Origin of the sequence: Actinomadura vinacea, assembly GCF_039532545.1 — a bacterium.
In the GTDB taxonomy this organism is placed as follows: Bacteria; Actinomycetota; Actinomycetes; order Streptosporangiales; family Streptosporangiaceae; genus Spirillospora; species Spirillospora vinacea.
Map to the genome: position 1 here is coordinate 74,102 of NZ_BAAARW010000006.1, position 12,429 is coordinate 86,530.

The following is a 12,429-nucleotide window of genomic DNA, read 5'->3' on the forward strand; positions in this document are numbered from 1 at the left end:
TGTAGCTGAATATGGTAGATGTTTCGGGAGGGGTGGTGGAGGGCGCGTTCCGCGCTCCGACCTGGTGAGGAGATCGGGATGGGCAGGCTGCAGGACAAGATCGCGGTCATCACCGGGGCCGCGTCCGGGATCGGCGCGGCGACCGCCGAGCGCGTCGCGGCGGAGGGGGCGCGCACGGTCGTCGCCGATCTGAACGGGGACGGCGCCCGGGCGGTCGCCGACAGGATCACCTCGGCCGGCGGGACCGCGATGGCGGTGGAGATGGACCTGGGCGACACCGGCTCGGTGCGCGACATGATCGAAAGCACGGTCCGCGCCTACGGCGGCCTCGACGTCCTGCACAACAACGCGGCCGCCACGCATCTGGCGGCCAAGCTGGATCTCCCGGTCGCCGAGGCCGATCCCGCGGTGTGGGACGACACCATGCGCATCAACGTCCGCGGCACCATGGTCGCGATCCAGGCGGCCGTCCCCCACATGGTCGACCGCGGTGGCGGCTCGATCATCAACACCTCGTCCGGGAGCGGCCTCGCGGGCGACCTGCGCAACCCCGCCTACGGCGCCTCCAAAGCCGCCCTGATCAACCTCACCATGTACGTGGCCACGCAGTACGGCAAGCAGGGCGTCCGCTGCAACGCCATCACGCCCGGCTTCATCCTGACCAGACGGGGCTCCGGATCGGTCCACGGCGCGATGGAGGAGACCATGCTGCGCCACCATCTCACCCCCCGGCTGGGGAAGCCCGAGGACGTCGCCGCCGCCGTGGTCTTCCTGGCCTCCGACGAGGCGGTCTTCATCACCGGCCAGACCCTCGGCGTGGACGGCGGGCTGCTCGCCCACCAGCCCTACGTCGCGGAGATGCGGGCTGTGTTTCCATAGTCCCGGCCTACGGCGCTCGCCTGGCGGCTCGCCCCTAACCGGGCCTTGGCGAGCGCGACATCGCTTCGCGACCTGGCCGGTGGGGCTCGCCTTCGGCGTCGCCCTACCGGCCAGGTAGCGCGCTCGCACGGTACCTGAGGCCACGTCGAGGCGCTGGGTGGCGGAGCGTGTCCGGTACGCCACCCATGTACGTCGTTGGACGGGCTTGTCAGACGGCCGCTTGCCGGGGGGTCTGCTCCGGCACGCTGAACAGTTCGTTGAACGCGCCGCGGGTGATGCGCTCGCGGACCTCGTCCGGGACGCCGTCGAACAGCCCGCGGAGCGTCTCCTGCGTGTGGCCGTAGGTTCCCTCGAGGTGCGGGTAGTCGTCGCCCCACATCACGTTCTGGTAGTCGGTCCAGCGGACGATGTCCACGGCGCTGGCGTCGTGCTGGAACGAGGCGTACACCTGCTGCTTGATGATCTCGCTGGGCAGGCGGCTGAGCTTGGGCCGCACGAACATGCCGTGCTGGCGGTAGGCCTCGTCCATCCGGTCGGCGATCGCCGGCAGCCAGGAGGCCCCGCCCTCGGCGACGAAGAGTTTCAGGTCGGGGTGCCGGTCCAGGGCGCCGCCGGCGACCATGTGCGACACCACCCGCATGCCGGGATAGGTGGTCTCCATGAAGTTGACCACGGCGCCGCCCGGCCCGCGGTAGACGACCGTGTCGCCCCCGGTGCCGATGTGGAACGCCAGGACCATGCCGGCCCGTTCGGCGACCGTCCAGAGCGGTTCCCACCGGTCGAGGCCGTACTCCTCCCCGGCGGCGGTCTGGGTGGGCAGGAACACCGCCTGGAAGCCCAGCTCGGCGACCCGTTCGAGCTCGGCGACGGCGTCGTCCATGTCGGCCATGGACACGCAGGCCGGGGTGAAGATCCGTTCGGTGCGCCCCATGATCTCCGCGTGCGCCCAGTCGTTCCAGGAGCGGACGACCTCGCGGGCCAGCTCCCGGTCCCGGATCAGCACCGACCAGAAGCCCATCGAGGGGAAGGCCACCTGCCCCCAGACGCCCTCCTGGTCGAGGTCCTTGAGGCGGACGTCCAGGTCGCGCGCGCCCGGCGGGCGGATGGCGTCCATCATGTCGTTGAGCTGGCGGCTGACCCGGTCGCCGTCGATGTAGAGGACCTCGTAGCGGTCGCCGCGCTCGCTGCGCGGGGCGCGCTCGGCCAGCCGCGCGGGCAGCGCCCGCAGCCAGAGGTCGTCGGGCTCGAGCACGTGGGAGTCGGCCGAGTTGGCCCAGATCTTGGTCATCCGTCCTCCTGACCTTCCTCTGTATAGTCCAACTATTCTATATATCTATCTATTTCTGGCAAGGTTGCCCAAGTAGGCTAATTATGTAACTATATCTCTCCTTGGTCGGCGCCGAGCCCGGCGCCCGGCCTTCCCCGCGAAAGGAACGACGGATGACCGTCACCCGACCGGGTCCGCCGAGCGAGCAGGAGCAGCGGGATCTGCGCGCCTGGTTCCGCGAGCACTGGGAACGCGGGGTCGAGTTCAACCGGGAGTGCCGCATACGCGTGCGCCGATGGGATCCCGACGGGGTCGAGGTGGTGCTCCCGTTCGCCCAGCGCCTGACCGCGCACGACGGCGTCTTCCACGGCGGCCTGCTCTCCGCCCTGATCGACACCGCCGGGAGCGGCGCCGTCATGGCCGGGCACGACTTCGCCAAGGGCAGCCGGCTCAGCACCGTGTCCCTGTCGGTCCAGTACCTCGCCCCGGCGCCCGGCCCGGAGGTCGTCGCCCACGCCCGCTGCGTGAAGCGCGGCGGGCGCGTCCACTTCAGCGAGGTCGAGGTCCGCCTCGCCGACGGGACGGTCTGCGCCCGCGGCCAGGTGGTGGTGACCGTCTCCGGCGAGCGGCCCGGCGTGGGCGCGCCGATCCGCGCGTGAACGACATGAGGAGCGTGTGATGTCCGAGCAGCCGGACACGGGGCGGCCAGGCACGGAACCGGTCCTGTACGAGGTCGACGAGGAGGGCGTCGCGACCCTCACGCTCAACCGGCCGGAGCGCAGGAACGCCTGGAACCTCCCCATGGAGCGGCGGTTCTTCGAGCTGCTGGACCGGGCCGCGGCCGACCCGGACGTCCGCGTGGTGATCATCACCGGCGCCGGGACGGCGTTCTGCCCCGGCATGGACATGCGACGGCTGGAACAGAACTCCAGGCCCGGTGAGAGCCTGAGCTTCAACGACCGTCCGCCGATGTACGGCAGGCGGCTGCTGCCCAAGCCGATGATCGCCGCCATCAACGGCGGATGCGCGGGCATCGGACTGATCCAGGCCCTCATCTGCGACGTCCGGTTCGCCGCCCGCGGAGCCCGCTTCACCACCGCTTTCACGCGCCGGGGCCTGGCGGGCGAATACAACATGCCCTATGTGCTGCCCAGGGTGATCGGCCTGGAGAACGCGCTCGACCTGCTGCTGTCAGGACGGACCTTCGACGCGGACGAGGCCAAGGAGCTGGGCCTGGTCAGCCGGGTCGTGGAGCCGGACGGGCTCATGGACTCCGTCCGCGCCTACGCCCGCGACATCGCCCGCAACTGCTCTCCCCGCGCGATGGCCGTGGTCCGGCACCAGGTGTACGGCGACCTCGACAGGGAGTTCACCGAGGCGCTGGCGCGCAGCTACTCGGTGATGGAGTACTTCGCCGGCTCCGCGGATTTCCAGGAGGGCGTGGACAGCTTCACCCAGAAGCGTCCGCCGACGTTCGAGGGCCTCCCGCCCGACTTCGATCCCGAGGACGCCACCCGTGACCCCTTCCTGCCCGGCTGACCCCGCCTCCTGGAGGAGCCAGTGATCGAACCCGAGCGGGTGCGGACCCCGGCGGATCCGCGCGCGGTCACCTGGACGGCGATGGTGGGCGCGGCCTACGACCACGGCCGTCCCGCGGCCGTGTACGGCGAGGTGGCCTGGAGCGGCCGCGAGCTGCTCGGCCGCGCCGGCGGCGCGGCCGACTGGCTGGACTCGCTCGGCCTGCCGGAGGGGGAGGCGGTGCCCGCGCTGGTGACGTCGTCGCCCGAGGCCCTCGCGCTGGTCGTCGGCGGCGCGGGCTCCGGTCACCCGATCGCGCCCTTGGGCGTGCGGATGACCGGCCGGGAGGTCGCGGCGGTCGTCGAAGGGCTCGCGGCCCCGGTGCTGCTCGTCCAGCCGCAGTACGCGGAGCTGGGACGGGAGGTGGCGGAGCGGACCGGGCGCCGGCTCGCCACGATGCCCCGGTTCGAGGCGGGAGAACGTGCCCTGTCCGCCGCTCCGGAGGACATCGCGATCGTCCTGCACACCTCCGGTACCACGGGCGCGCCCAAGGCCGTGCCGATGCCGCAATGGCGCCTCGCCGCCCGGGCCAGGGTCAACGGCGCGTTGTGCGAGCTGGGCCCCGACAGCCTCTACGGCGGAAGCTCGCCCTTCCACCACCTGTCCGGCCTTGGGAACGTCGTGGTCGCGCTGGGCGCGGGTGCCTGCGTGACCGGTATCCCGCGTTTCACTGTCGACGGCTGGCGGCTGCTGTGCGCCAGAGGGGCCACGCACACCAGCATGGTGCCGTCCATGCTGGAGATGCTCCTCGCCGCCGGCGAGCTCGGCCCGGCGCGCTGGCGGGTCCTCCAGTACGGAGGCGCCCCGATCCGCCCGGACACGCTGCGCGCGACGTATGCCGCGGTGCCCGGAGTACGGCTGCTCAACATGTTCGGCCAGACAGAGGGCTCGCCGATCTCGGTGCTGACCCCCGACGACCATCGCGAGGCGGTGGCGGGCCGCGTGGAACTGCTGCTGTCGGTCGGGCGCGCGGCCCCCGGCGCCGAGCTGCGCGTCGACCGGCCCGGCCCGGACGGGGTGGGCGAGGTGCTCGCGCGGGGCGACCATCTGTTCCGGCTGGACGCGGAGGGCTGGCTGCACAGCGGCGACCTGGGACGGATCGCCCCGGACGGCCACCTCTACCTGTCGGGACGGCGCAGCGACATGATCATTCGTGGTGGCGAGAACGTGCACCCGGTGGAGGTCGAGACCGTCCTCGCCACCCATCCCGGGGTCGCCGACGTGGCCGTCGTGGGCGTGCCGGACGACCGGCTCGGGCAGACGGTCGCCGCCTTCGTCGTCCCGGCGGACCCCGCGGAGCCGCCGGTCCCGGACCGGCTGAGGACTTTCGCCCGCGCCGAACTGTCCGGCTTCAAGGTGCCGGCGTACTGGCACTTCGTCGACGAGCTGCCGCGCAACACCAACGGCAAGGTGCTTCGCCGTGTCCTGCGGGAGCGCGCGTCCTGACGAACGGGAACGGCCCGGTCCAGGTGGTCCGGGCCGTGCCGTGCGTCAGTCCGCGCCGATGTAGCTGTCGAAGATGTCGCTCTTCAGCAGCTCGCCGGGATCGCCGTCGTATTCGATCCGGCCCCGGCGCAGCACGTACGCGTGTGTCGCGATCTGCAGCACCCTCTGCACGAACTGATCCACGACGAGCAGCGCCACCCCGCGCGCGGCGAGCTTCTCCAGGAAGGCGAACACCTCGTCGACGATGACGGGCGCGAGGCCGAGCGACGCCTCGTCCACCAGGACCACCGCGGGGTCGCGCAGCAGCGCCTGGGACATGGCCAGCATCTGCTGCTGGCCTCCGCTCAGGGTTCCCGCGACCTGTTCGAGGCGGTCCGACAGTGCGGGGAACGCCTCCGTCGCGCGTTCGAGCGCGGTCGCGCCGTCCCCGGCCTCGGCCTGCAACGCGAGATTCTCCCGCACCGTCAGGCTGCGGAAGATGCCGCGTCCTTCGGGGATGTAGCACAGGCCCCGCTGGATGCGCCGATGGGCGGAGACCTTGCTGACGTCCTCGCCCAGCAGCTCGATGCGCCCCTTCTGGAGGCCGTTCAACCCGGCGGCGGTGCGCAGCAGGGTCGACTTGCCGGCGCCGTTGGCGCCGAGCAAGGCCACCACCGCCCCCTTCGGAACGGTGATCGAGACACCGTGCAGGACCGTTGTCTCCTCGTAGCCCGCGCGCACGTCGTGCAGCGAGAGCACCTCAGAGCGCGCTGAGGGCGCCGAGGGTGCGGCATTGCCAGTGGCACCGCCGGTCATCTGGATACCTCCGAGGAAACCCCCGCCTTCAGGCGGGGGAGGAAACGGACGCCCGCGGAGCGGGACAGGGAGAGCCGAATCGCCGTCTGGGCGATTCGGCGTCCACCACCTCCGGAAACCCGTACGCCCGCACCACCCGGGGTGGTAGTTCTGGGGTCATGGCGGCACAGGTGAAGCGGGCGTTCAAGTACTGCTTCTACCCGAGTGAGGCGCAGGCGGCGGAGCTGTCGCGGACGTTCGGGTGTGTGCGCAAGGTCTACAACCTGGCGCTGGCCGCCCGTACCGAGGCGTGGGCGCTGCGGCGGGAGCGGGTCGGCTACACCGCGACCTCGGCGATGCTGACGGCGTGGAAGAAGACCGAGGATCTGGCCTACCTCAGCCAGGTGTCCTGCGTCCCGCTCCAGCAGGCGTTGCGTCACCTGCAGACGGCGTTCGCCGACTTCTTTGCCAAGCGGGCCGGGTATCCGCGGTTCAAGTCCCGGAAGAGGTCGCGCAGGTCGGCCGAGTACACGGCTTCGGGGTTCCGGTTCCGTGAGGGTGAGCTCACGCTGGCGAAGATGGCCGGGCCGCTGGCCATCGTGTGGTCGCGTCCGCTGCCCGAGGGTGCCCGGCTCTCGACGGTGACGGTGTCCCAGGACGGGGCCGGGCGCTGGTTCGTGTCTTTGCTGTGCCAGGATCCGGCCGTCGCGCCGTTGCCCGCCACGGGCGGAGCGGTCGGGGTCGACGCCGGGCTGGAGGACCTGCTCACCCTGTCCACTGGCGAGAAGATCATTAACCCCCGGCACGAACGCGGCGACCGCATCCGCCTGGCCAAGGCTCAGCGGGTGCTGTCCCGCAAAGCCAAGGGGGATGGTGCCAACCGGGCCAAGGCCCGGCGCAGGGTCGCGCGGATCCATGCCCGGATCGCCGACCGGCGCCGCGATTTCCTGCATAAGATCACCACTCGGCTCGTCCGCGAAAATCAAGTGGTCGTGATCGAGGACCTGGCCGTCGGCAACATGCTCAAGAACCGCCGCCTCGCCCGCGCCATCGGCGACGCGGCGTGGCGCGAGTTCCGGGGCATGCTGGAGTACAAGGCCGCCTGGTACGGCCGCGAGGTCATCGCGGTCGACCGCTGGTTCCCCTCCTCCAAACTCTGCTCCGCCTGCGGCACCCGACGGGACGAGATGCCCTTGGACGTCCGCGTCTGGACGTGCGGGTGCGGGAGGTCCCATGACCGGGACGTGAACGCAGCCAAGAACATTCTGGCCGCCGGGCTGGCGGTGTCGGCCTGTGGAGCCGGTGTAAGACCTCAACGGGACTCCTCCCGGACGGGGCGGTCGGCGGTGAAGCAGGAAACCCTGCGGCGAGAGCCGTAGGAATCCCCCTCCTTCAGGAGGGGGAGGAAGTCAAGTCTGGGCCTCCTGGACGTTGTCGATGCTCGCGATCTCCCCTTCGCCCAGGTAGGCCGAGCGGACCACCTCCGAGGAGCGCACACCGTCCGGGCCGTCCTCGAACAGCAGCTCGCCGAAGTCGAGGACGTAGATGTAGGAGCACACGCGCATCACGAGGGACATGTCGTGCTCGACCAGCAGGATGCCCACTCCGCGCCGGCGGACGACCTCTTGGAGCACCTCGGCGAACCGTGCGGTCTCCTCGTGGTCGAGGCCGGAGGACGGCTCGTCCAGCAGGAGCACGTCGAAGCGGCCCGCCAGGCACCGCGCCAGCTCGACCAGGCGGCGTTCTCCCGTGGAGAGTTCGCCGGCCTGCCGGTCGGCCAGGTGGTCGATGCCGCACAGCCGCATCGCCTCGGCGGCCGCGGCGCGGGTCCGCCGCAGTTGCGTGCGCGGCGCCGCCAGCTGCGACCACGGGCGGGCACCCGCCAGGGCGCTCTCGTGGCCGAGCGCGACGTTGTCCGCGACGGTCAGCGAGTCGCACAGGTTCATGATCTGGAAGGTGCGGCCGAGCCCGGCGCGCCCGCGGGCGGCCGGTGGCGTCCGGGTGATGTCCCGGCCGTGCATGGTGATCCGTCCGGAGTCCGGCTTGAGCAGCCCGGTGCCGGCGTTGAACACGGTGGTCTTGCCCGCGCCGTTGGGCCCGATCAGCCCGGTGATCTTCCCGGCGGGCGCGTGCAGGTCGACCGCGTTGACGGCGGTGACGCCGCCGAAGCGCACCGTCAGCCCGCGGACCCGGAACCCCTCACCAGGCCGGACATCGTCGGCCGGTGTGACCTCTTGCGGAGCGGCGGTATGCCGTTTGCCTCCCAGCCGATCCAGGGCCTTGCGCAGACGCTCGGGAGCGGGGGGTGTGCCTCCGGCCATCGCGACCTGGACGGCGAAGAAGCCGAACGCGGCGTTGAGCCAGTAACCGGTGTCCGCGCCGGGGAAGTAGCCGGGGATGACCGCGGTCATGCCGATGAAGACCGCGTACCACGGTGCGCCGAACGGGGCCAGGGCCAGCGTGGCCAGCAGGATGATCGAGTAGAACGAGGTGTAGTGCTGGTCGGTCGTCCCGGCCGAGTGCAGCGTCGCCCCGTAGAGGATGCCCGAGATCCCCGCGACGAAGGCGGACAGGCAGAAGACCAGCAGCTTGGTGACGTTGGTGCTCAGCCCCGCCGTGGACACCGCGGTCGGTGCCTCGGCCATGCCGCGCAGCACGCGGCCCAGCCGCGCCTGCTGCACCGCGACGGTGGCGGCGCCGATGACCACCACCAGGGCGAGGACGAAGTAGTAGAAGGCCCGGTCGTCCTCGGCGAACGCGGGCCGGGGCATGTCCCGTCCGTTGCTCAGCGGGGTGAACATCCAGTTCAGCGGGTAGAACAGCCGTTCCACCATGATCCCGAAGCCCAGCGTCGCCAGCGCGAGGAACAGGCCGGACAGCCGGATCGCGGGCAGCGCGATGAGCGCTCCGACCGGTACCACGATCAGCGCGCCCAGCAGCAGCGCCACCAGCCACGGGAGGCCCTGGTCCACGGCGAGCTGGGAGAAGGCGACCGCGCCGATCGCGCCGAAGGCGGCGTGGCACAGCGAGACCTGCCCCGAGGTGCGCACCAGCAGCCCGAGCGACATGAACATCACGATCTGGGTGAGCCCGACGATGTAGAAGGTCAGCCTCGTGCCGGCGAAGAGCGGGACCGTCGACAGCAGGGCGACCACCACGAGCACCGTCGCGAGCCGCACCCGGCCGGGGGCCCGCCACTGCGGCGGCGGCCGGTTCTCCACCAGGGACGGCGGCTTGAGCCGGCGCTTGGGGGTGAGCAGCAGCGCCGCGACCAGGATGACGAAGGGCAGGCTGGAGGGGACGCCCGACAGCCAGGTCACGTCGAGCAGGTACTTCTTGGTGATGTCGCTGGCCACGCCCAGCATGAGCCCGCCCAGGAAGGTCAGCGGGATGTTGGTGAACGCGCCCATCGCCGCGGCGCCGAACGCGGTCACCACCAGGAAGGTCAGCGCGATCGGCTCCAGCCCGACGAGGGGCAGCAGCAGCACGCCGGAGAGCGCGGCGAAGGTCGAGCCGATGAGCCACGCGATCCGCCGCACCCGCACCGGGTCGACGCCTTTGACGTCCAGCAGTTCCGGGTCGTCGACCACTGCGCGCATCGCCAGGCCGGTCCGGGTGAAGCGGAACAGCAGCCACAGCGCGCCGACGGCGACCAGCGCGATCACCGCCGTGAAGAGGTACTTGTAGTGCACGTTGACCGCGCCGACGGCGAAGGACTCCTCGGCCTTGGGCAGGAAGCTGTCCACGGTGATGGGGTCCGGGCCGTATTTGATCGTTCCAAGGCCCTGTACGAGGAGGATCAGCCCGGCGGTGCCGACGATCTTCATCGGCACCCGCTGCGCCGCCAGCCGCCGTGCGATCAGCTCCATGACCAGGCCCATCAGGGGGCCGGCCAGCAGCACGGTCACGGCGGCCGACACCTGCCAGCCGAGGCCCTGGTCGATGTGCAGCCAGTAGAAGAGGTAGGCCGCGACGGTCGCCAGCGCGCCGTGGCCGAAGTTGAAGATGCCGGAGGTCTTGTAGGTGACGACCAGCCCGGTGCCGATCAGGCCGTACACCGAGCCGATCGCCAGCCCGCTGACGATGAAGGGGATCAGGTCCTGCATATCGACCCTCAGCCGCCCGCCGGGGCGCTCATGCAGTCGGTCTTGAGCGGGCCGCCGGCGACGCTGTTGCCGGACGGGCCGCTGAGCGGCGCGCTGGTGAACTTGCCGTTCTCCAGCTTGTAGAGCCACAGGCAGGTGATGGCGGGCCCGTTCTTGCCCTCGGTGTAGGTCATCTTCTGGGGCAGCAGGCCGCCGAGGTCCTCGTCCTTGAACTTGTGCAGCCCGGCGATGATGTCCTTGCGGGACGGCTGGTCGCCGATGCCCGCGGCGGCCTTGCGGGTCACTTCGAGCGCGGTCCAGACCGAGGTGGCGGCGGGGTTCTCGTAGTCGGCGTCCTCGGAGTGCTTCTTCATCGCGTCGCGGAACTGCTTGACCGGCTGGTCGTCGGTCCACCAGGGGAAGCCCTGGAGCCCGCCGGCGAGCTTGACGTTCGGCGCCTTGGTGAGCTCGGCGTTGACGGTGCCGGCGGTGGCGCCGAAGTAGCCCTTGTAGCCCTGGGCGGTGCAGTCGGAGATGAGCTTGCGGCCGGCCGCGGGGGCGACCGCGATCTGGATGAAGTCGGCGCCCTGGTTCTTCAGCCGCAGGCACTCGGCCGTGTAGTTGGGGGCCGTCGTCGACACGGCCACCGAGCCGGCGAGCTGGAGGCCCACCTGCCGCGCCGCCGGGCCGTGCAGCGTGGTGGCCTCCTTGCAGTTGGCGACCTCGGCGCAGTAGGCCGAAGCCCACTTGGTGGCGCCGACCGCCTTGGCGGCCGCGAACTGGGCGAGCACCGAGCCGGGGAACGCCTGCGGCGTGGTGGGGAAGTAGTTCGGGTACCCGGTCCAGATCTTGGTCTGGTATCCGGTCGCGCCGATGACGGGGACGTCCTTGCCGCCGAGCGCGGCCGCCACCGGCTGCTCGGTGTTGGCGGCCTCGGAGCTGATCGACAGTACCTGCGGGTCGGCGAGGAGGTCCTTCGCGGCGGCGGTCGCGGTGGCGCCGTCGCTCTTGTCGTCCTTGATGATCACTTTGACCGGGTGCCCCGCGATGCCCTGGCCGGAGTTGACCCAGCGCTGCCAGGCCAGGGCCGCGTCCGCGCCGCTCTTGCTGGACGAGGAACTGGCCCCGGTCTGCGACACGATCAGCCCGATCTTGATCTCGGACTTGGTGAGGGCGGGGTTGACCGCCTCCTTCTCCGCGCCGCCGTCCCCGCCGCAGGCGGCGAGGACGAGCGCGGCCGCGCTGAGGCCGGCGGTTCCGAGCAGGCGAAATGGTCTGGTCATCAGACGGCTCCCGAGTGGATAGGGCCGGTGGGGCAGGAGGGGAAGGGGCGGCGGCGGCGAGGACCCGGCCGCATGGCACGTTCGGCGATGAATCACGCGTGTGAGGAAGGTAACAGTGCAACAAGAGTAAGTAAAGAGATTCGTTATATATTTAAGCTGTATAGGTCCGCGAGGCCACGGCGCGTCCAGGAGGTTCGATGACCGGCACGAACACGGGTGAGGGCCGCGGCGGCACCGCCGCGCTGCCGCCGCACGGGGACCGGCTGCGCGGGCGCGTCGCCCTGGTGGCCGGCGGGGGCGGCGGCCCGGACCCCGGCTTCCTCGGGACGGGCGCCGCCATCGCGCTCCTCCTGGCCGCCCAGGGGGCCGTCGTGGGCGTGCTGGACCTCGCCGCCGAGCGCGCGGAATGGACGTGCGCCCTCATCGGGCGGCAGGGCGGGCGCGGAGTGCCGCTCGTCGCGGACGTGACCGACGAAGCGGAGGTCGAGCGCGCCGCGGACGCGCTCGTGACCGCGGCCGGGCGGCTGGACGTGCTGGTCAACAACACCGGCATCACCGGGGACGCGGCGGACGCGCCGGACCTGCGCCAGTGGGACCGGGTGGTCGGGGTGAACCTGCGCGGCACGATGGTCACCAGCCGGGCCGCGCTGCCGCACCTGCGGGCGTCCGGGGGCGGCTCCATCGTCAACATCTCGTCCGCCGCGGCGGTGCGCGCCTTCGGCAGCGGCGCCTACGGCGCCTCCAAGGCGGGCGTGATCGCCCTGACCGCGGACCTCGCCTACAGCTGGGGCCGTTTCGGGGTGCGGGTGAACTGCCTGGTTCCAGGGCATCTGCACACCCCGATCGGGGATCGCGGCGGGGAGGAGGGGCGCGAGCTGCGGCGCAAGGCGAACCTGCTGCAGACCGAGGGCTCGGCCTGGGACGTCGCATGGGCGGCGCTCTTCCTGGCCTGCGCCGAGAGCGGCTGGATCACGGCCGCGGCGCTGCCCGTCGACGCGGGGGCGACGGCCGCGACGGTCCTGGGCATGTTGCCGCTGCTGTGACCGGCCGGGCGGCCGCGGCTCGTGTCGCCGTCCGCCGGGGCCGTCCCGCGCGGCGGGAGCCCCGGCGGCGGCTC

10 protein-coding genes are annotated in these 12,429 nt (G+C 71.4%); 6 read left to right on the forward strand and 4 right to left on the reverse strand.

The window, feature by feature from the left end:
* Nucleotides 1-78 precede the first annotated feature (78 nt).
* A complete protein-coding gene (locus tag ABD340_RS08975; RefSeq protein ID WP_344588174.1) occupies nt 79-879 on the forward strand; it encodes an SDR family NAD(P)-dependent oxidoreductase in 801 nt (266 codons plus the stop codon).
* Nucleotides 880-1,087: 208 nt separating this feature from the next.
* Here ABD340_RS08975 and ABD340_RS08980 read toward each other — a convergent pair whose 3' ends face one another.
* The gene (locus tag ABD340_RS08980; RefSeq protein WP_344588175.1) at nt 1,088-2,167 is read right to left on the reverse strand and encodes an amidohydrolase family protein; all 1,080 of its coding nucleotides are present in this window, start codon (nt 2,165-2,167) and stop codon (nt 1,088-1,090) included.
* 152 nt (nt 2,168-2,319) lie between these two features.
* On the opposite strand from ABD340_RS08980, the gene ABD340_RS08985 reads away from it, so the two are divergent.
* From ABD340_RS08985 to ABD340_RS08995, 3 genes are read left to right on the forward strand one after another with little or no spacing between them, the layout of a single operon-like run.
* Nucleotides 2,320-2,805, forward strand: a complete 486-nt coding sequence (locus ABD340_RS08985; RefSeq protein ID WP_344588177.1) for a PaaI family thioesterase — start codon at nt 2,320-2,322, stop codon at nt 2,803-2,805.
* A 19-nt stretch (nt 2,806-2,824) separates the two neighbouring features.
* Nucleotides 2,825-3,685 (forward strand): enoyl-CoA hydratase-related protein, encoded by an 861-nt coding sequence (locus ABD340_RS08990; protein ID WP_344588178.1) that lies wholly within the window; start codon nt 2,825-2,827, stop codon nt 3,683-3,685.
* Nucleotides 3,686-3,706: 21 nt separating this feature from the next.
* A complete protein-coding gene (locus ABD340_RS08995; RefSeq protein ID WP_344588180.1) occupies nt 3,707-5,170 on the forward strand; it encodes a class I adenylate-forming enzyme family protein in 1,464 nt (487 codons plus the stop codon).
* A 45-nt stretch (nt 5,171-5,215) separates the two neighbouring features.
* On the opposite strand, the gene ABD340_RS09000 is transcribed toward ABD340_RS08995, so the two are convergent.
* Entirely contained in the window at nt 5,216-5,965 is a 750-nt protein-coding gene (locus ABD340_RS09000; protein ID WP_344588181.1) for an ABC transporter ATP-binding protein, read from the reverse strand.
* Between the two features lie 158 nt (nt 5,966-6,123).
* Here ABD340_RS09000 and ABD340_RS09005 point away from each other — a divergent pair, with 158 nt between their 5' ends.
* Nucleotides 6,124-7,323: an RNA-guided endonuclease InsQ/TnpB family protein gene (locus ABD340_RS09005; protein WP_344588182.1), complete on the forward strand. Its 1,200-nt coding sequence runs from the start codon at nt 6,124-6,126 to the stop codon at nt 7,321-7,323.
* A 30-nt stretch (nt 7,324-7,353) separates the two neighbouring features.
* On the opposite strand, the gene ABD340_RS09010 is transcribed toward ABD340_RS09005, so the two are convergent.
* Nucleotides 7,354-10,050: an ABC transporter permease subunit gene (locus tag ABD340_RS09010; RefSeq protein ID WP_344588184.1), complete on the reverse strand. Its 2,697-nt coding sequence runs from the start codon at nt 10,048-10,050 to the stop codon at nt 7,354-7,356.
* 8 nt (nt 10,051-10,058) lie between these two features.
* Entirely contained in the window at nt 10,059-11,312 is a 1,254-nt protein-coding gene (locus ABD340_RS09015) for an ABC transporter substrate-binding protein (protein WP_344588185.1), read from the reverse strand.
* A 197-nt stretch (nt 11,313-11,509) separates the two neighbouring features.
* Between ABD340_RS09015 and ABD340_RS09020 the strand changes: the two genes are divergently transcribed.
* On the forward strand, nt 11,510-12,355 hold the full coding sequence (locus ABD340_RS09020) for an SDR family NAD(P)-dependent oxidoreductase (RefSeq protein ID WP_344588186.1): 846 nt from the start codon (nt 11,510-11,512) through the stop codon (nt 12,353-12,355).
* Nucleotides 12,356-12,429: the final 74 nt, after the last annotated feature.